The organism is Thermomonas aquatica (genome assembly GCF_006337105.1).
GTDB lineage: Bacteria > Pseudomonadota > Gammaproteobacteria > Xanthomonadales > Xanthomonadaceae > Thermomonas > Thermomonas aquatica.
This window is the reverse complement of sequence record NZ_CP040871.1, coordinates 274,136-297,507: the sequence shown is the minus strand read 5'-3', so window position 1 is coordinate 297,507 and position 23,372 is coordinate 274,136. Positions and strand designations below refer to the sequence as shown.

The following is a 23,372-nucleotide window of genomic DNA, read 5'->3' as shown; positions in this document are numbered from 1 at the left end:
GCGTCTTATCGGTAAGTGGTTGATCCGGATGGCTTTTGCGATCCGGCCGGAGCCCGCTGAATGGGCGGGTGAAAGGACGGGAATTATAGCCGCAGGCGGTTGCGCGCTGCATCACGTGCCTGCGCCGGACGTTTATCCAGTGGACGGAGCCGGCGGGTTCACAGGCCCAGCGCGCGGAACTCGCTGACCGGGCGCGACCGCTCCCAGACGTCGTCGAAGCCGGTCCGCAACTGGCGCACGCGGGCCATGGCCAGCGATTCGGCCTCCCCTTCGATGCGTTCGCCCAGGTTGCGGTGGTAGTAAGCGCCGCCATCGCCGGCAAGGAAGGCGGTGGGATCGTTGCGGTCCACCGGGTCGTCCAGTTCGCGGAACAGGAAGATGCTGGGCAGGCGCTGGGCCAGGGCCAGCAGCGGCGCATGCGCGCGTTGCGGGGCTGCCGCGTCGTGCAGCAGCACGCGCACTTCGTTGCCGCGACCGGTCGTGGCGAAGCGGCGCAGGGCGGACAGCAGCTCGGCATCCGCATACAGCCAGGGCTCGAGGTCGAAGCTGCGGATCCACACCCTGCGGCGGGCGCTGTCGATCGCGCGGATCGCCGATTCGATGGCGGCCGCGCGCGTCTCGATCCGCTGCGGCCCGGAAAGCGCCAGCACCATCGCCTGGTGCTCGATGCCAGCCTCGAAGAAGCGTTCGCCCACCGGCTGGAAACCGTGGCGCAGGTAGAAGCCGATGGCGGACGCCTGCGCATTGAGGTGCACGTCCGGCCAGCCGCGCTTGCGCGCCTCGTCCACCAGCGCCAGCAGCAGGGCATCGCCGACGCCGCGGCCGCGCCACGGCGCGCGCACCGCCATCCGCCCGATGTGGTGGTCCGGGGTCAGCCTGGCGGTGCCGACCGGCGTTGCGTCGAGCAGGCGGGCGAGGGCGTGGGTGCACAGCGGATCGAGCGCATCGTGCTCCAGCTCGACCGGCACCTTCTGCTCGCCGACGAACACCTCATCCCGCACCGCACGCAGTTCCGCCAGCGCGGCGGTGAAATCCACCAGCTGCACGCGGAACGGTTGCAGCGCGGGATCGTTGTCGCTCATGCGTCCTCGTCCGCCAGTTGCAGGCGGTAATGGCCCGCCTCGAGCAGTTCGAACACCGCGTCGCGGCCGGCTTCGCCGAGGCCTTCGTACAGGCCGCCGTCCACCTGTTCGGCGGCGGCGAGGCGTTGCGCATCGCGCACCGGCATGGCCAGCACGCGGCCGCCCGCGTACAGGCGCGCCGCCTTCGTCGCCTTGCGCCAGGCCATCCGCGACCACGGATGGCGCTGCAGCGACGCGCCATGCGCCAGGTCCCATTCGACTTCGATGCGCGGGCGCGGCGCTTCGTCCGCCGCCGGCTCGACCGCGTTGCGATAGGTGGTGATGAACCCGCCGAACCAGTCGCCGAGCCTGTCGGGATCGCGCATGCGCAGCAGGTTCAGCGCTTCGACCGCGCGCGCCATCGCGGCGGCATCGATCTCGTATGCATCCTTCGGCGGAACCAGGTCGGCATCGCCGAAGCGCAGTTCCTCCGGCGCATCGGCGGCCAGGGTGTCGACGAAATCGCCCAGCAGTTCCGCCGCGCTCGGCGCGCGCATGCCCACCGAGAAGGTCAGGCAGTGGTCGACCGCCACGCCGTGGTGCGGCACCCCGGGCGGCAGGTAGAGCATGTCGCCCGGTTCCAGCACCCAGTCGTGGGTGGGGGCGAATTCGCGCAGCAGCTTGAGCTCGACGTCGGCGCGGAAGCCCAGCGGCGGGTTCTTGCCGGCATCGATCTGCCAGCGGCGGCGGCCCTGCGCCTGCAGCAGGAACACGTCGTACTGGTCGACGTGCGCGCCGACCGAACCGCCGGCAGCGGCGAAGCTGATCATCACGTCGTCGATCCGCCAGCGCGGGATGAAGGTGAAACTCGCCAGCAGGGCGCGGATGTCGGCGTCCCACTTGTCCATGTCCTGCACCAGCAGGGTCCAGTCGTGGTCGGGCAGCGCCGGGAAGTCGCTGTCCGCGAACGGCCCGTGGCGCACGCGCCAGGCGTCGTTGGCCTTGTCGTGCTCGATCAGGCGGGCCAGCACGCCGTCCTCGCAGGCGAGCCCGGCCAGGTCTTCGGGCTGCAGCGGCGACTCGAATCCGGGGAAGGCGTTGCGGATCAGCAGCGGCTGCTTCTGCCAGTACCCGCGGAGGAATTCTTGCGGGGACATGCCCAGCGGATGCGGGCCGTTGCCGGCATCGATTTCGATCATGGCGATTCTCCGGCTGCTTCCTTGGCCAGGCGCAGGTCCAGGTTGGCGCGCGCGTTGGCGGCATAGGCGCGGCATGCGCCCGGGTCGACCAGCGGCGCCTTGCCGTCGAGCCGCGCCAGCAGGTCGCTGGTCTGCACGTGGGTGGTGATCAGGATGTCGCAGGGCAACGAGCCGAGGGCATCGAGGCCGGCGCGGAACGCGGCCACGAACTGCGGGTGTTCGCCGTAGCGATAGGCCTTGTCGGACAGCGCGGTGGCGCTGTCGGCGAACACGATGTCGCGGCATTGTGCGCCTTCGCAGCTGCGCCACGCCCAGCCGGAACCGCCCGCGGTATGCCCGGGGCTGGGCAGGTTGCGCAGCTGCAGCGGCCCGACGCGCACGCTGTCGCCATCGGCAAGGACGGACACGTTGGCTACCGGCGGAAAGCCGTCGCTGCTTTCGAATTGCGGGTCGCGGCGGTCGGCATGGCCGGCCTGCAGCGCTTCGGCGGCGATCGCGCGCGCCAGCACGCGCGCGCCGCTGTCGCGCTGCAGCCGGGCGATGCCGCCGGCATGGTCGTTGTGCTCGTGCGTGTTGAGGATCACGCGGATGTCCTCGACCCGGAACCCGAGCGCGCGGATGTTGGCTTCCACCGAAGGCGCGGCCTGTTCCGTCGCCGCGTCGATCAGCACATGGCCATCGGGCGAGGTCACCAGCACCGCGCTGATCGAGCAGGTGCCGACGAACCAGCTGTTGCCGAAGATCTTGCGCGGCGGGGTCGGGTCGCTCCAGCCGGCATCGTCGCTGCAGGCCGATGCCGCGTTCGCCGCGGCCTGCGCTTTGGCGGCGTCGTGGGTCGCGGCACAGGCCGCGAGCAGCAGCGGGAGCAGGGCGGCGGCAGGCAGCGACAGTCGCGGCATCGGGATCAGATCTCCCGCGCCAGTCGCTCGGCCAGGCCGGTGTAGCGGCCCGGCGTCATCTCGAGCAGGCGCTGCTTGTCGGCAGCCGGGAGATCGAGCGTTGCGATGAACTCGCGCATCGAGGCCTCGGTGATGCCCTGGCCGCGGGTCAGCGCCTTCAGCTGTTCGTACGGATTCGGCAGGCCGTGGCGTCGCATCACCGTCTGCACGGCCTCGGCCAGCACTTCCCAGCTGGCATCGAGATCGGCGGCCAGGCGTTCCGGATTCACGCTCAGCTTGTTCAAGCCGCGCTGCAGGGCATCGAAGCCGATCAGCATGTGGCCGAAGGCGGTGCCGAGCGCGCGCAGCACGGTGGAGTCGGTGAGGTCGCGCTGCCAGCGGCTGACCGGCAGCTTGATCGAGAAGTGCTCGAACAGGGCGCTGGCGATGCCGAAATTGCCTTCCGCGTTCTCGAAGTCGATCGGGTTGACCTTGTGCGGCATGGTGCTGCTGCCGACTTCGCCGGCCTTCACCGCCTGCTTGAAATAGCCCTGCGAGATGTAGCCCCAGATGTCGCGGCACAGGTCGATGGCGATGGTGTCGATGCGCTTGGACACGTCGCACAGTTCGGCCACGCCGTCGTGCGGCTCGATCTGGGTGGTGTACGGCTGCCAGTCCAGGCCCAGCGATTCGACGAAATGCCTGGAGAACGCCGGCCAGTCGATGTCCGGATAGCTGGCGACATGCGCGTTGTAGTTGCCCACCGCGCCGTTGATCTTGCCCGGCATCGGCAGGCCCGCCAGCACTTCGCCCTGGCGCTGCAGGCGGGCGACCACGTTCGCCAGTTCCTTGCCCACCGTGGTCGGCGAGGCGGTCTGGCCGTGGGTGCGCGAGAGCATCGGCAGCGCGGCGTGTTCGTGCGCCATCGCGCGCAGTTTCTGGATCAGCGCGTCGAGCTTGGGCAGCAGCACCGACAGCCGCGCTTCGTTGAGCATCAGCGCATAGCTGAGGTTGTTGATGTCCTCGCTGGTGCAGGCGAAATGCACGAATTCCAGCGCCGGGCCGAGCTCCGCATCGTCCTTCAGGCGTTCCTTGATCAGGTATTCGACCGCCTTGACGTCGTGATTGGTGGTGGCCTCGATCGCCTTCACCCGCGCCGCGTCCTCGACCGAGAACCCCTCGGCCAGCGCCCGCAGGCGCGCCGCGGCGGCTTCGGAAAACGGCTCCAGCTCTGCGATGCCGGGATCGTTCGCCAGCGCCAGCAGCCATTCCACTTCCACCTTCACCCGCGCCTTGATCAGGCCGTATTCGGAGAAGATCGGGCGCAGGGCATCGACCTTGCCGGCATAGCGGCCATCGAGCGGGGACAGGGCGGTGAGGGCGTCGGACATGGCGACCAGGGCAGGCGGTGGGAACCGCAATTCTAAACCGTGGCGGGTATAAGCTCCCGCCATTGCGCAAGGAGCGGGCGATGGCGAAGCGAGGCGGGTTCCGGATCGAACACGACAGCATGGGCGAGTTGCAGGTGCCCAAGGATGCGCTGTGGGGCGCGCAGACCCAGCGCGCACTGGACAATTTCCATATTTCCGGGCGGCCGATGCCGGCGGCGTTCGTGCGTGCGCTGGCGTTGACCAAGGCCGCCGCAGCCGTGGTGAACGGCCACCTGGGACTGCTGGATCGTCCGCGCGCCGACGCGATCATGGAGGCCGCCAGCGCGATCGCCGGCGGCGCGCATGCCGAGCAGTTCCCGATCGACCGCTACCAGACCGGCTCCGGCACCTCCAGCAACATGAACGCCAACGAGGTGGTCGCGCACGCGGCCGCACGGGCGTCGAAGCTGGCGATCCACCCCAACGACCACGTCAACCTGGGCCAGAGCAGCAACGACGTGATCCCGAGCGCGCTGCGGGTGATGGCGGTGCTCGGTGCCAAGCGCGAGCTGCTGCCGGCCCTGGTCCACCTGCGCAAGACCATCGACAAGCGCGCCAAGGCGGTCGGCAAGACGGTCAAGACCGGCCGCACCCACCTGATGGATGCGATGCCGCTGACCTTCGCCCAGGAATTCGGCGCGTGGTCGGCGCAACTGGATTCGGCGCAGGCGCGCATCGAGGACAGCCTGAAGCGCGTGCGGCGGCTGCCGATCGGCGGCACCGCGATCGGCACCGGCATCAACGCGCATCCGAAGTTCGGCAAGGGCGTGGCGAAGGCGCTGTCGGCCGCGACCGGCGCGAAATTCGAGCAGGCCGGCAATACCTTCGAAGGGCTGGCCGCGCAGGACGACCTGGTCGAACTGTCCGGCCAGTTGAACGCGCTGGCGGTGGCGCTGATGAAGGTCGGCAACGACCTGCGCTGGATGAATTCCGGGCCGCTGGCCGGCCTCGGCGAGATCGAATTGCCCGCGCTGCAGCCGGGCAGTTCGATCATGCCGGGCAAGGTCAACCCGGTGATCCCGGAAGCGCTGTGCATGGTCTGCGCGCAGGCGATGGGCCTGCACCAGGCCATTTCGATCGCCGGGCAGAGCGGCAATTTCCAGCTCAACGTGATGCTGCCGCTGATCGCCTGCGACCTCGACGAGGCGATGCAACTGCTGGCGAACGCGATGCGCGCATTGGCCGACAAGGCCATCGCCGGAATGAAGATCCGCGGGGATCGCGTTGCGGCCGCGCTGGACCGCAACCCGATCCTGGTCACCGCGCTCAATCCGATCATCGGCTACGAGAACGCGGCGAAGATCGCCAAGCGCGCGTATGCCGAACAACGGCCGGTGCTGGACGTCGCGCTGGAAGACAGCGGTTTGCCCGAAAAGCAGTTGCGCCGCCTGCTCGATCCCGCCGATCTGACGAAGGGCGGGATCAAGGGCGGCGCAAGCGGTTCGGGCGGTTAGCTCAGCCGCTGGTGACGGCGACGCCCTTGCCCTTGACGTCCTTGCCGCAGTCGTCGATGTCTGCCTGGGTCATCCGCGCATAAGGCTTGAACTCGGGCAGCGAGGCGGCCAGCGCCTGCTGGCTGGAGAGCAGGCCCGGCAATTGCGTGCACAGCTTCATCGCCTCGGCCTCCATCTTCTTGCCCTGCGCTTCCATGCGCTGCTCGAAGGCTTTCTCGCCTTCCTTGCCGCCGAAGATCGCGCCGACCACGCCGCCCAGCGCTTCGCCGGCTAGGTCCGCGCCCTTGCCGCCGATCGCCATGCCGGCTTCGGCGATGCCGATGATCCGTGCGCGGTAAGTCAACAATTCCTGGCGCTGCGCCGGGGTGATGCTCACCGCCTTGCCTTCGATCAGCAGGTCGCCCTGCGGGGTGATCTCGGCCTTGGGCAGGTTCTCGCCCTTGTTGTGGATCTCGTGGCCGTTGACGTTGATGTTGAAGCCGTCGCTGATGCTGATGTTCTGGGTCGCCAACTCCTTGCGCGCCTCGGCCAGGGCCTTGTCGACGTGGCGGCCGATGAAGCTCTTCGGCGAATCATTCGCGGCAACCGGCGGCGAGGGTGGTGCGGGCGGCGCAGGCGGGGCCGGCGGCTCGCTGCAGGCGGTCAGGGACAGGCCGGCCAGCAGTGCGGCGGCAAGGACTTGGGTGGTTTTCATCGCAGGGGTCTCGGGATCAGAGGGATGCGAATTCGCTGCGGACATCGCGTTCGCAATCGGCGATGTCGTCGGCTTCGAGGGTGGCGTAAGGCTTGAATTGCGGCAGGTTGGCGGCGAGCCGCTGCTGCGAGTCGCGCAGCGCCGGAAGCTGCCGGCACAGGCCGCGCACCGCCGGCTCGATCTGCTGCTTGACGGTGCGTTCGATGTTGCGTTCCAGGTTGCCGGTGAACGCGCCGAACAGCAGGCCGGCGATGGAGCCGTTGCCCACCGCGTCGAGCGCCGCATCCGCGCTGCGCTGGCCGATCTCGATACCGTACTTGGCCACCTCCAGCATCCGCGCGCGGTAGGCGAGCAGTTGCCGGCGCTGGCTGACGTCGATCGCCACCTGCTTGTTTTCGACGAGGAAATCGCCCTGCGGGGTGATTTCCGCGCGCGGCAGCGCCTTCTGCTTCCGCCCGGAATCGCCGAACTGCAGGCTGTTGTCGATGCGCAGGTTGTCGGTTTCGAGATCGCGCTTGGCCTTGGCCAGTTCGGCGCGCACGTCCTTGCGCGCGTCGGCCAGTTCGGTGCGGATCTCGGCGGCGATGCCGGTGGGTTTGGTGTCGGCGGCCTGCGCGCCGAACAACGGGGCGCAGGCGAGCAGGGCCGCGGTGAGGATGTGGATGCGCTTCATGGCGTAGTCCCTTCGGTTGGGTGGGTTGGAACGAGGGCCTCAGCCCTCGTCCCGCCAGCGGCGCAGGCGCATTGCGGCGTAGATCATCGCCGCGCCGACCGCCGCACCGATCCACAGCTGCGGGGTCAGCAGCACGGAGTAGGTGGTCTGCAGCGACAGCAGCTGGTGCACGGACTCGATCTGGCGCGCGGCCTCGGAGCTGGTGATGTGCGCATTGTCGATGTGGGCGACATCGAACCAGGTGCCCGGCACCGCGCTCAGCAGGCCGCGGGCGACGATGTTCTTCCAGAACCAGCCGCTCTCCAAGTTGAACACGTTCATGATGTCGAACCAGCTGATGAAGATGCCGGCGAACACGGGCAGCATGATCGCCCACAGGAACGGCTTGCTCTTCGACCAGGCCGAGCACAGCAGCAGCCAACCGACGGTGGGCAGCGCCCACAGCGCATACACCGGGATCGTCGCCAGCATCGAACCGGCCAGCTGCAGCGGGTTGCCCGGGCCCCAGACCAGGGTCAGCGGGTTGCCGTTGTGCAGCAGCACGAAGGCACTGACCAGCAACAGGAAGCCGAACATGCAGGCGATCGCCACGCCCACCGCGATCAGCGGCGCCACCAACAGTGCGCTTGCGGCCTTGGACAGCACGGTGTCGCGGTCGGAGACCGGCAGCGACTTCCAGAACAGCACGCTGCGGTCCTTGCGTTCGTCGTACAGGCTGCCCAGGCAGTAGAAGAACACCACGAAGGCCAGCACGATCAGCGGCCAAGCCGAGGACATCACCGTGCTGATGTCGATGCCGCCGGCGAGTTTCTGCAGGTCGGCGGCATCCATCTTCGATGTCAGCGCGCTGAGGTCGAGGCCGTTGATGTTGATGTCGCCGTCGAAACTCATCTTGCCGGAGGCCACCGCGCGGCGCGCCGCGACTTCGCCGACCACCAGCGCCATCAGGGTCAGCACCAGCGAGATGCCGCCGGCCCAGATCGGCGCCCAGAAGAAGCCGCCCTTGTGCTCCCAGAACTCGCGCTTGAGCAGCAGCTTGAACTTGTGCGTGGCATGCGGCGCCGGACGCGCCGCGCGCGGCCGTTCCTCGTCCATCGTCATCGCTTGAGCGGAGGTGTTCATGCGTAGGTTCCCTTCATGGTGGCGACGAACAGGTCGGCCAGGCCCGGGTTGCGGGTTTCGCCGAGCTGCGCCAGTTGGCCGGCATCGGCGCCGTCGAACAGCGTGCTGTCAAAAAGCATGACGGTCTTGCCGAACGGCAGGGCGCGTTCGTCGATGGGTTTCAGGCCGCGCGCGGCGTCCAGCTTGTCGGCGTTGACCAGCACTTCGGTGTAGCGCTCGCCCACTTCGTCCATCGGCGCATTGAGCACGATCCTGCCGTCGCGGATGAACATCACGTCGGTGAGGATGTGCTCGATTTCCTCGACCTGGTGGGTGGTGACCAGGATGGTCTTCTCCTCGTCGAAGTAATCCTCCAGCAGGCGCTGGTAGAACTGCTTGCGGTAGAGGATGTCCAGGCCCAGGGTGGGTTCGTCGAGGACCAGCAGCTTGGCGTCGATCGCCATCACCAGCGCCAGGTGCAGCTGTACGATCATGCCCTTGGACATCTCGCGCACGCGCAGGTCCGGCTTGAGCTGGGTGCCTTCGAGGAAGCGCTTGCACTTGGCTTCGTCGAAGCGCGGGTGCACGCCGGCGACGAACTCGATGGCTTCCTTCACCTTCATCCAGCGCGGCAGCACGGCCACGTCGGCGATGAAGCAGACGTCGTTCATCAGCTCATCGCGCTGGGTGCGCGGGTCCTTGCCCAGCACCTTGAGCTCGCCGTCGAACGGGATCAGGCCGAGGATCGCCTTCAGCGCGGTGGTCTTGCCGGCGCCGTTGGGGCCGATCAGGCCGACGATGCGCCCGACCGGGATATCGAAATCGGTGCCGTTCAGGGCCAGCTTGTTCTTGTAGCCCTTGCGCAGGCCGCGGGCGCTGACGACATTGCCGCTCATGGACGCGCTCATTTGGCACCCCACTTGCCCTTGGGATCGAGCAGTTCCTGCAGGTCCAGGCCCAGCCGCTGGATGCGCTCCAGCACCAGCGGCCATTCCTCGGTCAGGAAGCGGTCGCGCTCGCTGGTCTTCAGGCGGGCGGGTGCGCCTTCGGTCACATACATGCCAAGTCCCCTGCGTTTTTCGACGAGTTGGTCGTCCGCGAGCTCCTGGTAGGCGCGCGAGACGGTGATCGGGTTGAGCTGGTATTCGGCCGCCACCTGGCGCACCGAAGGCAGCGCGTCGCCCGGCTTGAGGACGCCATCAAGCAGCATCGCCACGACGCGCTCCTTGAGTTGGCGATAGATGGGAGCGCCATCGCTCCATTCGACTGCGGTCATGGCATCAGCCCCGGGGTGCGAAGGAAAAGAACGGCATCGCCACCGATTGCAGGCGGCCGCGGCGGACATGCCGGCGCGGGGCGGCTTCGGCGCGCTCGACGCTGTCGTCGGTGGCCTCGGCCGCGACCGCATGGTCGGCATCGAAGGAAACGGCCGCGACCTGGCCGGGGGCCGGCGCAAGCGCCGGGTCGGTCGGGCTGGCGGTCAGCAGGCCGAGCACGAACAGGCTGCTGCTCGCGATCAAGGCCATGGTGGTGTTGTGGAGCTTGCGGTTCATGGTGAACGTCCTGCTCTGGGTGTTCGGTGTTGTAGGCAACTATAACACCAGTTTCCGACCCGTCAAGTGTCGGCGTACCCAACTGAAGGCATACTCGGCCGCCCAAGTCGGCACATGCCCGGAGCCCCCGTGGATCGCGCCCGCCGCCTGTTCCTTGCGTTGATCCTGCTGTTGCCGCTGGCGGTCGCCGGGGCCAAGGGCGGGCTGCTGGACCGGAGCTACCGGCCGCTGGCGGGCAAGACCCCGGTCGATTTGCGCAAGGCCTATGGCGGCAAGGTGCTGCTGGTGGTCAATACCGCCAGCAAATGCGGTTTCACCCCGCAATTCGAGGGTCTGGAAGTCCTGCATGCGAAATACAGGGACAGGGGCTTCGCCGTGCTCGGCTTCCCGTCCGGCGACTTCCGCGAGCAGGAATTCACCGACGAGAAGCAGATCCGGGAGTTCTGCAAGCTGACCTACGGGGTGAAGTTCCCGATGTTCGAGAAGGTCCACGTCAAGGGCGACGCGGCCACGCCCTTGTACAAGGACCTGCTGGCGATCACCGGCGAGGCGCCCAGGTGGAATTTCCACAAGTACCTGATCGGGCGCGATGGCCGCACCGTGGCCAGCTTCGGCACACGCACCGCCCCGGACGACAAGGCGCTGGTTGCCGCCATCGAAGCGGCCTTGGCGATTCCGGTTGCCCCGGCGAAGGCCAGCCGCTGACCCGGGATTGCCGTCCCTGCGGCGGCAACCGACAATGACGACCTGCCAATAGATGGTTCAGCCGCGGCGGCCTACGCTACGGCGGCCCAAGACCCAGGAGTCCCCATGTCCTTTTCCGTGAGCGCGTCGCTGCGCGCCACCTGTGTGTTGTTGATCGCCATGTTCGCCAGCGGCCTTGCCCAGGCCCAGACCACGCTGGCCACCGAACGCGACAAGGTCGGCTACATGATCGGCATGGACGTGGCGAAGTCGGTGGCGCCGGCAGTGCCGGACATGGACATGGCCGCGTTCCAGCGCGCCGTCGACAATGCCCTGGCCGGCGGCAAGCCGCTGCTGGACGAAGCCGCCAGCAAGCAGGTCGGGCAGGCGCTGATGGCCAGCATCAATGCGCGCAAGGGCGGAGGCAAGCCTGCCGCCGCGCTGGATCGCAACAAGGTCGGCTTGCTGGTGGGCTCGGATATCGGTCGTTCGCTGGCTGCGATCAAGGGCGAGTTCGACATGCCGATGTTCCTGGCCGGCTTCAAGGCGGCATCGGATCCCGCCGCCAAGCCGCTGCTCGGCGACGCCGAAGCCAATACGGTCCGTACCGCCTTCTCGGCCAGGCTGACCGCGGCCAAGCAAGCCGAAACCATGGCCCTCGCGCAAGCCAACCTCAAGGCCGGCGAGGCCTTCCTCGCCAAGAACAAGACGGTCAAGGGCGTGTTCACCACCCCGAGCGGCTTGCAGTACATGGTGCTGCGCCAGGGCAATGGCCCGCGCGCCAAGCCCGGCCAGAAAGTGCGGGTGAACTACGAGGGCAAGCTGCTCGACGGCACCGTGTTCGACAGTTCCTACGAGCGCGGCCAGCCGGCCGAGTTCGGCCTGAACCAGGTCATCGCCGGCTGGACCGAAGGCGTGGGCCTGATGCCGACCGGCGCCAAGTACCGTTTCTGGATCCCCGCCAACCTTGCCTATGGCGAAAAGGGCATGGGCGGCGACATTCCCGCGAACTCCACCCTCACTTTCGATGTCGAACTGCTGGGCGTCCAGTAACCCGACGCCCGTCCGCCGCATGCCCCCCGCATTCCTTCGTTTTCCCCGGAGTCCCGAACCGATGAAGCCCGTTGTCCGTGCCACCGCCATTGCCGTCGCCACCATGCTGGCGCTGGGCGCCTGCGACAAGAACGCGCAGAAACCCGCCGATGCCGCCAAGCCCGCCGAGGCCGGCAAGGACGTCGCCGCCGACGGCAAGGCGACCTATCCGGGCCTGCCCACCGAGAAAGAGCAGATCAGCTACACGATCGGCATGGCGATGGGCAAGCAGCTCACCGAGATCAAGGACGAGGTGAACCTCGACACCGTGGTCAAGGCCATGCGCGCGCAGATGGCGGGCGAGAAGCTGTTGCTGACCGAAGACCAGGCCAAGACCATCTTCGAGGGCTTCGGCCAGAAGATGCAGGCCAAGCAGATCGCCAAGATGATGGCGGATGCCAAGAACAACCTCGACAACGGCAACAAGTTCCTGGCCGAGAACGGCAAGAAGCCGGGCGTGACCACCACCGCCTCCGGCCTGCAGTACCAGGTGCTGACCGCCGGTACCGGCGCCAAGCCGGGTGCCAAGGATGGCGTCAAGGTGCACTACAAGGGCACCCTGCTGGACGGCAAGACCTTCGACAGCTCCTACGACCGCGGCGAGCCGGCGGTGATGCCGCTGCAGGGCGTGATCCCGGGCTGGCAGGAAGGCATCCAGCTGATGCCGGTGGGCTCCAAGTACAAGTTCTGGATCCCGGCCAAGCTGGCCTACGGCGAGCAGGCGCCGCCGATGATCGGCCCGAACCAGGTGCTGGTGTTCGAAGTCGAGCTGCTGGACATCGTCAAGCCGGGCGTCGGCAACAAGTAATCCGCGGCACACGGAGGGGGCGTATCCTGAGGGCGCGTCCCTCGCGATGCGCCCCCTTTCCATTTCGATCGCACGGAAGCACCTGCATGCGCGTCTGCATCTTCGGTACCGGTTACGTCGGCCTGGTCACCGGCACCTGCCTGGCCGAAGTCGGCCATGACGTGGTCTGCGTCGACATCGACGCGGCCAAGGTCGATGGCCTGAACAACGGGATCATCCCGATCTACGAACCCGGCCTGACCCCGATGGTCAGGGCCAACCATGCCGCCGGCCGCCTGCGCTTCACCACCGACGCCGCCAGCGGCATCGCCCACGGCGACATCATCTTCATCGCGGTCGGCACGCCGCCGGACGAGGACGGCAGCGCCGACCTGAAATACGTGCTGGCGGTGGCCCGCACCATCGGCCAGCACCTGCAGGCGCCCGCGGTCGTGGTCGACAAGTCGACGGTGCCGGTCGGTACCGCCGACAGGGTGCGCGCGGCCATTGCCGGCGTGCTGGCCGAACGCGGCGCGGACATCGCCTTCGACGTGGTGTCGAACCCGGAATTCCTGAAGGAGGGCGCCGCGGTCGAGGATTGCATGCGCCCGGACCGGATCGTGATCGGCGCCGACAGCGCGGCCGCCATCGACAAGCTGAAGCGGCTGTATGCGCCGTTCAACCGCAACCACGAGCGCATCGTGGCGATGGACGTGCGTTCGGCGGAACTGACCAAGTACGCCGCCAACGCGATGCTGGCGACCAAGATCAGCTTCATGAACGAGATCGCCAACATCGCCGAACAGGTCGGCGCCGACGTCGAGATGGTGCGCAAGGGCATCGGCTCCGACCCGCGCATCGGCTGGCATTTCATCTATCCCGGCGCCGGCTACGGCGGCTCCTGTTTCCCCAAGGACGTGCAGGCGCTGGCGAAGACCGCGCAGCAATACGGCGTGCAGCCGCGTTTGCTGGATGCGGTGGAAGCGGTGAACGATGCGCAGAAGGGCCATCTGTTCGAACTGCTGGTGCGCCATTACGGCAGCGAGGCGGCGTTGCGCGGCAAGACCGTGGCGCTGTGGGGCCTGGCGTTCAAGCCGAATACCGACGACATGCGCGAAGCCTCCAGCCGCCGCCTGCTGCAACAGCTGTGGGGCGCCGGGGCGAAGGTGCGCGCCTACGACCCGGAGGCGATGCGCGAGACGCAGCGGATCTTCGGCGGGCGCGACGACCTGGTGCTGTGCGACTCGGCCAATGCCGCCCTGCGCGGCGCCGACGCGCTGGTCGTGGTCACCGAGTGGAAGCAGTTCCGCAGCCCGGACTTCGCCCTGCTGAAGGCCAGCCTGGCCGATCGCGCGGTGTTCGACGGCCGCAACCTGTACGAACCCGCCGACATCGAGGCCGCGGGGCTGGCCTATTACGGCATCGGCCGCGGCCGTTCGCTGCGCAAGGACTGAACGATGGGCGAGCTCGAACGACGCATGGTCGACCTGGAGATGCGCATCGCCTTCCAGGAACAGGCCCTGCAGGAACTCAGCGATGCGCTGGCCGCGGCCCGCGACGGCGAGGCGCGCAATTCGCTGCTGCTGCATCGTGCGCTGGAAGAACTGCGACAATTGCGCAGCGCGATGGCCGCCAGCCCCGTCACCGGGGATGCCGCCAGCGAACCGCCGCCCCCGCACTATTGACCCGATCGACGCATGACCATCTCCCTCCGCGACCAGTTGCTGGGCCTGGGCTTCAAGGACGCGCCCAAGCCGGACAAGCCGGCGCAAACCCGCGACAACCGTCCGCAGCAGGCCGCACGGCAGGCCAAAGCCGGGCAGGGCGGCAGGCCCGCGCATCCCCCCGGCGCCAAGCAGTCCGCCGGCAAGGGCCGCGGCCATGCGCCCGCGCAACACAAGCCGCGCACGCGCGAGGACATCGACCTGGCCAAGGCCTATGCGATCCGCGCGCAGAAGGAGAAGGACGAGCGCATCGAGGCCGAACGGCTGAAGCAGGAGGAAGCGCGCCTGCGCCGCGAAGCCAAGGCGAAGCTCAAGGATTTCCTGGCTGACAAGTCGCTCAACGCGGCCGAAGCCGAACATGTCCGCCACTTCGAGTACGGCGGCAAGATCAAGCGCATCCACGTCACCGCCGAACAGTTGAAGGCGCTCAACGCCGGCGAGCTGGGCGTGGTGCAGCAGGACGGCCGCTACCTGCTGGTGGACGCCGGGACGCTGGCGCAGGCCGAGGCGATCTTCGCCCCGGCGGTCGCGCTCAAGGTCGATCCGGATGCGCCCGCGGAACAGGACCCGTATTCCGACCCGCAATACCAGGTGCCGGACGACCTGACCTGGTAGGCCTTCAGGCGCCGCGCATCGCCCTGCGCGGCCTGCGCAACAGCCAGTACCAGGCCACGCCACAGGCGGCCAGCGCGATGAACCCGGACACCGCGAACGCAACCTGCCCGCTGAAGCGCCACAACTGGCCGGCAAGCAGCGCGCCGATCACGCCGCCCACGCCCGACGACATCCCGTAGAACACGCCCTGGCCGTGGCCGTTGTGGCGGCCCGGGAAGTATTCGGCCAGCAACAGCATCGCCGCGGCGAAGAACGCCGCGAAACTGAAGGCATGGGTGGCCTGCGCCGCCACCATCACCGGCAGCGAATCCGGCCATGCGGCCGTCGCCCACCAGCGCAGCACGGTGATGCCCAGCGAGAACACCAGCAGCCGGCGCGCGCCCCAGCGGCGGAAGATGCGCTGCGACAGGAACAGCAGGCCGATCTCGACCAGCACGCCGATGCTCCACAGCACGCCCTGCATGGTCGGCGAATAGCCGTGCTCGCCCAGGTAGATCGAGAAGAACGTGTAATAGGGGCCGAACGAGACCTGGATCAGGAAGGCGGCGGCGAAGAACGCGATGGTCTCCGGGCGACGCAGGCGCGCGCGGAAGCCGGCCTCGTCGCCGTGCCCGGCCAGCGCGGGCGGTTCCGCATACTGGTTGTTGAAGGCGCAGGCCAGCAACGCGACGAACAGCGGCAGCATCATCCACGGCAGCCAGGCCGCGCCGAGGCGGTCGATCAGCATGCCGAAACCGGCCACGACCAGGATGAAACCGATCGAACCCCAGACCCGGATCAGGCCGTACAGGTCGGTGCGGCCATGCAGGTGCGACTGGGTGATCGACTCGAACTGCGGCATCACCGCGTTGTAGAAGAAGCAGAACGCGCACATCACCGCGAACAGCCCGGCGAACTTCCACGGCAGCAGGAAACCGGCGAAGCAGGCCACGGTCAGCGCACATCCGATGTGCAGCCAGCGGATCGGGCGCGGCGAACGGGCGGCCAGCATGGTCCAGGCGCTCGGTGCCACGATGCGCGTTGCGTACCACAGGCTCATCAGCACGCTGATCGCGGCGATGCCCATGCCCTGCGACTGCAGGTACAGGCTCCAGTACGGGGTGAACGCGCCGAGCACGGCGTAGTAGGCGAAGTAGAAACTCGCCAGGCGCAGCATCGGCACCGGTGGATGGCCGGGGGGCGTCATCCGCGGAGCTTCGCATGCCGCGGGTTCGCGCCCGCGGTCCGGCCCGGCCGCCGGCTTGCGCCTGCGCGGCAAGGCTCAGCCGGCGGCATCGCTGGCCTCGAGCACGCGGCCGATCCCGGCGTCTTCGACCGCCTTGCGCAGCGTGTCCAGCGCGACCGGCAACGCATCCAGCCCGATCCGGAAGTGCAACTGGCCGTCCGGGGTGCGGGACGAGTGGATCGAGGCGAGGTTGATCCCGAGCGCCTCGAAGGTTTCCAGCAGCTCGCGCAGCGAACCGGGGCGGTCCTCCGGCAGGTAGACGCTGAGGCAGGGGCGTTCCGCGAGGTCGGCCAACAGGTAGCCGAGGCGGTCGAAACCGTGGCTGCGCGATGCCAGTTCGCCGGCATCGAACAGCGCGGCGGGTTCGGCGATGAAATCGCGGCGCAGCGCGCGCCGCGCATCCTCGCCGCCGTCCGCCACGCAATCGCGCAGGCGGCCGGTCGCCACGGCCAGTTCGCGCAGGACGGGCAGGACATGCGGGTTGTCGAACTGGATGCCCTCGTAGATCGCCGGGTTGCCGGACAGCAACCTGCCGGTGACGGTCAGGTCCAGCTCGTAGCCGACGGTGCGCAAGGCATGCAGCAGCGGCAGACCGCCGGCATCGGCGGCGAGCGCCCGCAAGACCCGCGCCTGGGTCATGTGCGAGGCATGCACCAGCCCCTGCACCAGCGCCATCGCGCGGTCGTGCGCGGCGGGAACGACGTCGACGCAGTCGGCTTCGAGCGAATCCAGCATGTGCGCCAGCCAGCCTTGCCAGCGATCGACCCGCGCCTGGCAGACCGCGAGCACGCGCCCGGCGAGGCTCCCGATCTTGGGCGGCGCGGCCATCGGATGGAGGCCGGCGACCTCGGCGCGCGAACGCAGCATCGCCTCCACCGGCACCTGCTTGATCGAGGTGAGGTCGAGCCAGAGCATGCCGGCTTCGTCGCCGCCCGCCGCTTGCACGTAGTCGTCGACGATCGCGGCGGTATGGCGGATCGGCGTGCTGAACACGAGCACGTCGCACTGCCCGAGCAGTTCGCGCGGCGTGGGCGAGGCCGCGAGCGCGGGATCGCACCCGGTTGTTCGCAGGCCGAGGCGCTCGCGGAAGAAGCGCGCGAACCAGCGCCCGTACGCGCCATCGATGCCGACGATGCCGACGACCGGAGGCTTGCCGTTGGGCCCGGTGCGGGCGCTCATTCCGGATCGTAGTCCAGGTTCGCCGCCAGCCAGCGTTCGGCCTGCGCAAGGCTCACGCCCTTGCGCCGCGCGTAGTCCTCGGCCTGTTCCTTCGACACCCGCCCGACGACGAAGTACTGGCTGCGCGGATGGCTGAAATACCAGCCCGAGACGGACGCCGCCGGGGTCATTGCGAAGCTTTCGGTCAGCGCCATGCCGGCATTGCCCGCGGCATCGAGCATGCGGAACAAGGTGGCCTTCTCGCTGTGCTCGGGGCAGGCGGGATAACCGGGCGCGGGGCGGATGCCGCGATATTGCTCGTCGATGATCGCATCGACCTCCAGCGCCTCGTCCGCGGCATAGCCCCAGAACTCGGTGCGCACGCGCTGGTGCATGCGCTCGGCCAGGGTTTCCGCCAGCCGGTCGGCGAGGGCCTTCAGCAGGATCGCGTTGTAGTCGTCGTGGTCGGCCTCGAAACGCGCCACGTGCGCGTCGATGCCGAGTCCGGCGGTCACCGCGAACGCGCCGATCCAGTCCGCCTTGCCATTGTCCTTTGGCGCGATGAAATCGGCCAGGCAGAAGTCCGGGCGTTCGACCGGCTTGTCGGTCTGCTGGCGCAGGAAGTGCAGCGTGGTGGACTTGCCGTCCACCTCGGCGATGACGTCGTCGCCGATCGACTGCGCCGGGAACAGGCCGATCACCGCCTTCGCGCGCAGCCATTTTTCGTCGACGATCTTCTTCAGCATCGCCTGCGCATCGGCAAACAGCTCCCGCGCCTGCTTGCCGACGATGGCGTCGTCGAGGATCGCCGGATAGCGGCCGGCCAGTTCCCAGGTATTGAAGAACGGCGTCCAGTCGATCAGCGGCAGCAGTTCGGCCAGCGGGTAGTCGTCGAACACCTGCAGGCCGGGCTGCTTCGGCGCCGGTGGCGTGTAGTTCGTCCAGTCGCCGTCGAATTTCTGCGCGCGCGCCTTCTCCAACGACACCAGCCGCTTGGCGTCGCCGCGGTTGCGATGGCGTTCGCGGATTTCGGCATAGTCGTTCGCCGCGGTTTCCACGAAGCCGCCACGCAGCTCCGCCGATACCAACGACTGCGCCACGCCGACCGCGCGGCTGGCGTCCTTCACCCAGATCGTCGGCGACTTGTAGTGCGGGTCGATCTTCAGCGCGGTATGCGCGCGCGAGGTGGTCGCGCCGCCGATCAGCAAGGGCAGGGTGAAGCCCTGGCGCTGCATCTCGCGCGCCACGTGGCTCATTTCCTCCAGCGACGGCGTGATCAGCCCGGACAGGCCGATGAGGTCGGCCTCGACCTCGCGCGCGGTATCGAGGATCTTCTGCGCCGGCACCATCACCCCGAGGTCGACCACCTCGAAGTTGTTGCAGGCCAGCACCACGCCGACGATGTTCTTGCCGATGTCGTGCACGTCGCCCTTGACCGTGGCCATCACGATCTTGCCGTTGTTCTTCCCCGCGTCGCCGGTGCGCAGCTTCTCCGCCTCGATGAACGGCAGCAGCCAGGCCACCGCCTTCTTCATCACGCGCGCCGATTTCACCACCTGCGGCAGGAACATCTTGCCGGCGCCGAACAGGTCGCCGACCACGTTCATGCCGTCCATCAGCGGGCCTTCGATCACGTCCAACGGGCGCGTGGCCTGCAGCCGCGCTTCCTCGGTATCGGCCTCGATGTAGGCGTCGATGCCGTGCACCAGCGCATGGCTCAGGCGCTCGCGCACCGGCTTGTCGCGCCAGCGCAGGTCCTCGACTTTCTTTTCGCCTTTCTTGCCCTTGAAACGGTCGGCGATCTCCAGCAGGCGCTCGGTGCCGTCGCTGCGGCGATTGAGCACCACGTCCTCGACGCGCTCGCGCAGTTCCGGATCGAGGTCGTCGTACAGCGGCAGCGCACCGGCGTTGACGATGCCCATGTCCATGCCGGCGCGGATCGCGTGGTACAGGAACACCACGTGGATCGCCTGCCGCACCGGCTCGTTGCCGCGGAAGCTGAAGCTGACGTTGGAGACGCCGCCGGAGATATGGCTGTGCGGATGCCGCCGCTTCAATTCGCGGCAGGCTTCGATGAAGGCCACGGCATAGCCGTCGTGTTCCTCGATGCCGGTGGCGATCGCGAACACGTTGGGATCGAAGATGATGTCCTCGGGCGGGAAGCCGATCTGTTCGGTCAGCAGCCGGTAGGCGCGCGAGCAGATCTCGACCTTGCGTTCGACGGTATCGGCCTGGCCCTGTTCGTCGAAGGCCATGACGACGACCGCGGCGCCGTAGCGCCGCACCAACCGCGCCTGGCGCAGGAACTCGGCTTCGCCTTCCTTCATCGAGATCGAATTGACGATGCCCTTGCCCTGCAGGCACTTCAATCCGGCCTCGATCACGCTCCACTTCGAGCTGTCCACCATCACCGGGATGCGCGCGATGTCCGGCTCGGCGGCGATCAGGTTGAGGTACTCGACCATCGCCTGCTGCGAATCGAGCAGGCCCTCGTCCATGTTGACGTCGATCACCTGCGCGCCGTTCTCGACCTGCTGGCGGGCGACGGCGACGGCCTCGTCCAGCCGGCCTTCCAGGATCAGCTTCTTGAACTGCGCGCTGCCGGTGACGTTGGTGCGCTCGCCGACGTTGACGAAGTTGGATTCAGGCGTGATCTGCAGCGGCTCGAGGCCGCTGAGGCGGGTGTTGCGGGCGAGGCTCATGCGGCGTCGGCCAGTTGCGGGATCGTGCGCGGCGGCAGGCCGGCCACGGCTTGCGCGATCGCGGCGATATGCTCGGGCGAAGTGCCGCAGCAACCGCCGACCAGGTTCAGCAAGCCGCTTTCCGCGAACTCGCGCAGCACGCCCGCCATGTCGTCCGGCGTTTCATCGTAGCCGCCGAACGCATTCGGCAGGCCGGCATTCGGATGGCAGCTGACGTGGGTGTCGGCGACCTGGGCGAGCACGTCGATGTGTTGGCGCAGATCCTTGGCGCCGAGCGCGCAGTTGAGGCCGATGGCCAGCGGTTGCGCGTGGCGCAGCGAATACCAGAACGCTTCCGCGGTCTGCCCGGACAACGTGCGGCCGGACGCATCGGTGATGGTGCCGGACACCATCACCGGCAGGCGGACCCCGAGCTCCTCGAACACGTCGTCGATGGCGAACAGCGCGGCCTTCGCGTTCAAGGTATCGAACACGGTCTCCACCATCAGGATGTCCGCGCCGCCTTCGATCAGGCCGCGCGCGGCCTCGCGATAGGCTTCGGCCAGTTCGTCGAAGTCGATCGCGCGGAAGCCGGGGCGGTTCACGTCGGGCGACAGCGACGCGGTGCGCGAGGTCGGGCCCAGCACGCCGATCGCGAAGCGCGGCTTGGATGGATCGCGGGCTTCGGCTTCGTCGCAGGCGCTGCGCGCGAGGGCCGCGCCTTCGCGATTGAGCTCGCGCACCAGGTGCTGCAGCCGGTAGTCGGCCAGCGAGATGCTGGTCGAGTTGAAGGTATTGGTTTCGACCAGGTCGGCGCCGGCGGCGAGGTAGGCGGCATGGATGTCGCGGATGATGTCGGGGCGGGTGAGCGTGAGCAGGTCGTTGTTGCCGCGCTGGTCGTGGCTTTCGCAGCCGCAACCCGCGCCATGCGCATGGCCGTCGGCGGCGAACAGGGCATCGTAGCCCTGCGCGAAGCGCTCGCCGCGATAGTCGGCTTCCTGCAAGTCATGGCGCTGGATCATGGTGCCCATCGCGCCGTCGATGATCAGGATGCGTTGCGCCAGCGCGGCTTGCAGCGCGGCGATGCGCGCCGGGTCCTTCCACGGCAGGCTCATGGCTTGATCCCGATCAGCGAGATCACCTCGAAATGCGGCGGGCGCTTTTCGCGGGTCACGGTTTCGCTGCTGGCGATGGTGAGCCCGGCCTTGTCGGCGAACTTGCGCAGTTCCTTCTCGCTGAAGCCCAGGTTCTGGTGGCCATAGGCTTCCACCGCGCTGCGGTGCTCGTGCTTGGCCAGGCTGGACAGCAGCAGGCGGCCGCCCTTGCGCAGCACGCGCGCGGCTTCCGCCACCGCCTGCGCCGGCTTGTCGGCATAGGTCAGCGCGTGCATCAGCACCACCAGGTCGAAACTGCCGTCCTTGAACGGCAGCGCATGCATGTCGCCTTCGCGCACGTCCACGTTGGCGAAGCGGCGCAGGCGCTCGCTGGCGGCGGCGACTACGCGCTGGCTGGAATCGATGCAGACATAGCGATGCGCATGCGGGGCCAGCAATTCGGCCAGCACGCCGTCGCCGGAGGCGATGTCGAGCACGTCGCCGGGCGACAGCAGCGGCAGCGCGGTGCGCGCCAACGCCTCCCAGGTGCGGCCCGGCGAGTAATGGCGTTCCATGTCGCCGGCCACGCTGTCGGCCCAATTCTGGTCGGCGGCGCGCATCGCCAGCACCGCCGGCACGCGCTCGGCATCCTGGCGCAGCAGCGGGTCGTCGCTGCCGGCGCTGATCGACTGCCACAGGGCGCGCTGCGCGGGGTCCAGCGCGGCATCGTCGAAACGGTAATAGGCGGACACCCCGGCGCGGCGGTCGCGGACGATGCCGGCTTCCTTCAGCTTGGCCAGATGCGTCGAGACGCGCGGCTGCGCGAGCTGGGTGATCGCGGACAACTCGGCCACGGTGAGTTCCTCGCCCTCGAGCAGGGCGAGCAGGCGCACGCGGGTGGCGTCCGCGAACACCTTCAGCCGGGACGACCAGCCTTCCAGATCCATATATATCTTTCCATCGCGATTTAACGATAAGTGTCCGCCGATGCGCGCTCCGGGTCAAGTCGCGGGATCGCGCGGGGTGGGGTTTACGGTGCCCCGGGGCTACAATTGCAATCCTTTGCAATCGAGCGGAGACCGCCGTGGATTTTGGGTTCACCGAAGAGCAGCTGATGATCCAGGACGTGGCCCGGCGCATCGCGCAGGAGAAGATCGCGCCCAGCGCGGAACACCACGACCGGACCGGCGAATTCCCGCTGGACAACATCCGCACCCTCGGCGAGAACGGCCTGATGGGCATCGAGGTGCCGGCCGAGTACGGCGGCGCCGGCATGGACCCGATCAGCTACGTGCTGGCGATGGTCGAGATCGCCGCCGCCGACGCCGCCCACAGCACCATCGTGTCGGTCAACAACTCGCTGTTCTGCAACGGCATCCTCAAGTTCGGCACCGAGGCGCAGAAGCAGCTGTACGTGCGCGCCATCGCCGAAGGCCGCGAGATCGGCGCGTTCGCGCTGACCGAGCCGCAGTCCGGCTCCGATGCCACCGCGATGCGCTGCAAGGCGACCAAGCAGGCCGACGGCAGCTTCGTGATCAACGGCAAGAAGAGCTGGATCACCTCCGGCCCGGTCGCCAAGTATTTCGTGCTGTTCGCGATGACCGACCCCGACAAGGGCGCGCGCGGCATCACCGCGTTCCTGATCGATGGCACCCGCGCCGGCTTCCATCGCGGCAAGACCGAACCCAAGCTCGGCATCCGCGCCTCGGCGACCTGCGAGATCGAATTCACCGACTACGTGGTGCAGCCCGATGAAGTGCTGGGCGAGGAAGGCCACGGCTTCAAGATCGCGATGAGCGTGCTGGATGCCGGCCGCATCGGCATCGCCTCGCAGGCGATCGGCATCGCCCGCGCCGCGTACGAAGCCACCCTGGCCTACGTCAAGGAACGCAAGGCCTTCGGCCAGCCGATCGGCAGCTTCCAGATGACCCAGGCCAAGATCGCCGACATGAAGTGCAAGCTGGACGCGGCGCTGCTGCTGACCCTGCGCGCGGCCTGGCAGAAGGGCCGTTTCGAGGCCGGCGGCGCCAAGTTCTCCACCGAGGCCGCGGTCGCCAAGCTCACCGCCTCCGAGGCGGCGATGTGGATCACCCACCAGGCGCTGCAGATCCACGGCGGCATGGGCTATTCCAAGGAAATGCCGATCGAGCGCTATTTCCGCGACGCCAAGATCACCGAAATCTACGAAGGCACCAGCGAGATCCAGCGCCTGGTGATCGCCCGCAACGAAACCGGCCTGCGCTGAGCAACCGAACCCGACACCATGGCC

The 23,372-nt window shown here is 68.1% G+C and carries 23 protein-coding genes; 8 read left to right on the top strand and 15 right to left on the bottom strand.

Going from position 1 to position 23,372, the window contains the following annotated elements; translation table 11 throughout:
- Positions 1 to 158: 158 nt before the first annotated feature.
- The 4 genes from FHQ07_RS01420 to purB are packed head-to-tail and all read right to left on the bottom strand — an operon-like array spanning position 159 to position 4,529.
- The gene (locus tag FHQ07_RS01420; protein WP_139715002.1) at positions 159 to 1,082 is read right to left on the bottom strand and encodes a GNAT family N-acetyltransferase; all 924 of its coding nucleotides are present in this window, start codon (positions 1,080 to 1,082) and stop codon (positions 159 to 161) included.
- Positions 1,079 to 2,260, bottom strand: coding sequence for a cupin domain-containing protein (locus FHQ07_RS01415; RefSeq protein WP_240703524.1), 1,182 nt, complete (start codon positions 2,258 to 2,260; stop codon positions 1,079 to 1,081). Before FHQ07_RS01415 ends, FHQ07_RS01420 begins: the two co-directional genes overlap by 4 nt.
- Positions 2,257 to 3,159: a subclass B3 metallo-beta-lactamase gene (gene bla, locus FHQ07_RS01410; RefSeq protein ID WP_139715000.1), complete on the bottom strand. Its 903-nt coding sequence runs from the start codon at positions 3,157 to 3,159 to the stop codon at positions 2,257 to 2,259. The genes FHQ07_RS01415 and bla overlap by 4 nt, the downstream gene beginning before the upstream one ends.
- Before the next feature lie 5 nt (positions 3,160 to 3,164).
- On the bottom strand, positions 3,165 to 4,529 hold the full coding sequence (gene purB / locus FHQ07_RS01405) for an adenylosuccinate lyase (RefSeq protein WP_139714999.1): 1,365 nt from the start codon (positions 4,527 to 4,529) through the stop codon (positions 3,165 to 3,167).
- 80 nt (positions 4,530 to 4,609) lie between these two features.
- On the opposite strand from purB, the gene FHQ07_RS01400 reads away from it, so the two are divergent.
- Positions 4,610 to 6,022, top strand: a complete 1,413-nt coding sequence (locus FHQ07_RS01400; protein WP_139714998.1) for a class II fumarate hydratase — start codon at positions 4,610 to 4,612, stop codon at positions 6,020 to 6,022.
- Between the two features lies 1 nt (position 6,023).
- On the opposite strand, the gene FHQ07_RS01395 is transcribed toward FHQ07_RS01400, so the two are convergent.
- From FHQ07_RS01395 to FHQ07_RS01370, 6 genes are read right to left on the bottom strand one after another with little or no spacing between them, the layout of a single operon-like run.
- Positions 6,024 to 6,716, bottom strand: coding sequence for a YggN family protein (locus tag FHQ07_RS01395; protein WP_139714997.1), 693 nt, complete (start codon positions 6,714 to 6,716; stop codon positions 6,024 to 6,026).
- 16 nt (positions 6,717 to 6,732) lie between these two features.
- A complete protein-coding gene (locus FHQ07_RS01390) occupies positions 6,733 to 7,389 on the bottom strand; it encodes a hypothetical protein (protein ID WP_139714996.1) in 657 nt (218 codons plus the stop codon).
- A gap of 39 nt (positions 7,390 to 7,428) precedes the next feature.
- Positions 7,429 to 8,511 (bottom strand): ABC-2 transporter permease, encoded by a 1,083-nt coding sequence (locus FHQ07_RS01385; protein WP_425476931.1) that lies wholly within the window; start codon positions 8,509 to 8,511, stop codon positions 7,429 to 7,431.
- Entirely contained in the window at positions 8,508 to 9,398 is an 891-nt protein-coding gene (locus tag FHQ07_RS01380) for an ABC transporter ATP-binding protein (protein WP_139714995.1), read from the bottom strand. Before FHQ07_RS01380 ends, FHQ07_RS01385 begins: the two co-directional genes overlap by 4 nt.
- Positions 9,395 to 9,766, bottom strand: coding sequence for a GntR family transcriptional regulator (locus FHQ07_RS01375; protein WP_139714994.1), 372 nt, complete (start codon positions 9,764 to 9,766; stop codon positions 9,395 to 9,397). The genes FHQ07_RS01380 and FHQ07_RS01375 overlap by 4 nt, the downstream gene beginning before the upstream one ends.
- 4 nt (positions 9,767 to 9,770) lie before the next feature.
- Positions 9,771 to 10,043 (bottom strand): hypothetical protein, encoded by a 273-nt coding sequence (locus tag FHQ07_RS01370; protein WP_139714993.1) that lies wholly within the window; start codon positions 10,041 to 10,043, stop codon positions 9,771 to 9,773.
- Positions 10,044 to 10,157: 114 nt separating this feature from the next.
- Between FHQ07_RS01370 and FHQ07_RS01365 the strand changes: the two genes are divergently transcribed.
- The 6 genes from FHQ07_RS01365 (at position 10,158) to FHQ07_RS01340 (ending at position 14,945) form a co-directional block, all read left to right on the top strand.
- A complete protein-coding gene (locus tag FHQ07_RS01365) occupies positions 10,158 to 10,748 on the top strand; it encodes a glutathione peroxidase (RefSeq protein ID WP_139714992.1) in 591 nt (196 codons plus the stop codon).
- A 105-nt stretch (positions 10,749 to 10,853) separates the two neighbouring features.
- Positions 10,854 to 11,780 carry an FKBP-type peptidyl-prolyl cis-trans isomerase gene (locus FHQ07_RS01360; RefSeq protein ID WP_139714991.1) on the top strand — a complete coding sequence of 309 codons (927 nt, stop codon included), beginning with the start codon at positions 10,854 to 10,856 and terminating at the stop codon, positions 11,778 to 11,780.
- Positions 11,781 to 11,841: 61 nt separating this feature from the next.
- Complete coding sequence (locus FHQ07_RS01355; protein WP_139714990.1) at positions 11,842 to 12,627, top strand: FKBP-type peptidyl-prolyl cis-trans isomerase; 786 nt, start codon at positions 11,842 to 11,844, stop codon at positions 12,625 to 12,627.
- Positions 12,628 to 12,713: 86 nt separating this feature from the next.
- On the top strand, positions 12,714 to 14,060 hold the full coding sequence (locus tag FHQ07_RS01350; RefSeq protein ID WP_139714989.1) for a UDP-glucose dehydrogenase family protein: 1,347 nt from the start codon (positions 12,714 to 12,716) through the stop codon (positions 14,058 to 14,060).
- A gap of 3 nt (positions 14,061 to 14,063) precedes the next feature.
- Positions 14,064 to 14,291 carry a SlyX family protein gene (locus FHQ07_RS01345; protein WP_139714988.1) on the top strand — a complete coding sequence of 76 codons (228 nt, stop codon included), beginning with the start codon at positions 14,064 to 14,066 and terminating at the stop codon, positions 14,289 to 14,291.
- A gap of 12 nt (positions 14,292 to 14,303) precedes the next feature.
- Positions 14,304 to 14,945, top strand: a complete 642-nt coding sequence (locus FHQ07_RS01340) for a DUF2058 domain-containing protein (protein WP_139714987.1) — start codon at positions 14,304 to 14,306, stop codon at positions 14,943 to 14,945.
- 4 nt (positions 14,946 to 14,949) lie between these two features.
- On the opposite strand, the gene FHQ07_RS01335 is transcribed toward FHQ07_RS01340, so the two are convergent.
- The 5 genes from FHQ07_RS01335 to FHQ07_RS01315 all read right to left on the bottom strand — a co-directional run bounded on the left by FHQ07_RS01335 (position 14,950) and on the right by FHQ07_RS01315 (position 22,050).
- Positions 14,950 to 16,131 carry an MFS transporter gene (locus tag FHQ07_RS01335; protein ID WP_139714986.1) on the bottom strand — a complete coding sequence of 394 codons (1,182 nt, stop codon included), beginning with the start codon at positions 16,129 to 16,131 and terminating at the stop codon, positions 14,950 to 14,952.
- Between the two features lie 75 nt (positions 16,132 to 16,206).
- On the bottom strand, positions 16,207 to 17,349 hold the full coding sequence (locus FHQ07_RS01330) for a prephenate dehydrogenase (protein ID WP_139714985.1): 1,143 nt from the start codon (positions 17,347 to 17,349) through the stop codon (positions 16,207 to 16,209).
- On the bottom strand, positions 17,346 to 20,030 hold the full coding sequence (gene metH, locus FHQ07_RS01325) for a methionine synthase (RefSeq protein ID WP_139714984.1): 2,685 nt from the start codon (positions 20,028 to 20,030) through the stop codon (positions 17,346 to 17,348). Before metH ends, FHQ07_RS01330 begins: the two co-directional genes overlap by 4 nt.
- Positions 20,027 to 21,124 (bottom strand): homocysteine S-methyltransferase family protein, encoded by a 1,098-nt coding sequence (locus FHQ07_RS01320; RefSeq protein WP_139714983.1) that lies wholly within the window; start codon positions 21,122 to 21,124, stop codon positions 20,027 to 20,029. The genes metH and FHQ07_RS01320 overlap by 4 nt, the downstream gene beginning before the upstream one ends.
- The gene (locus tag FHQ07_RS01315) at positions 21,121 to 22,050 is read right to left on the bottom strand and encodes an ArsR/SmtB family transcription factor (RefSeq protein ID WP_139714982.1); all 930 of its coding nucleotides are present in this window, start codon (positions 22,048 to 22,050) and stop codon (positions 21,121 to 21,123) included. Before FHQ07_RS01315 ends, FHQ07_RS01320 begins: the two co-directional genes overlap by 4 nt.
- Before the next feature lie 104 nt (positions 22,051 to 22,154).
- Between FHQ07_RS01315 and FHQ07_RS01310 the strand changes: the two genes are divergently transcribed.
- The gene (locus tag FHQ07_RS01310) at positions 22,155 to 23,348 is read left to right on the top strand and encodes an acyl-CoA dehydrogenase family protein (RefSeq protein WP_425476954.1); all 1,194 of its coding nucleotides are present in this window, start codon (positions 22,155 to 22,157) and stop codon (positions 23,346 to 23,348) included.
- Positions 23,349 to 23,372 lie beyond the last annotated feature (24 nt).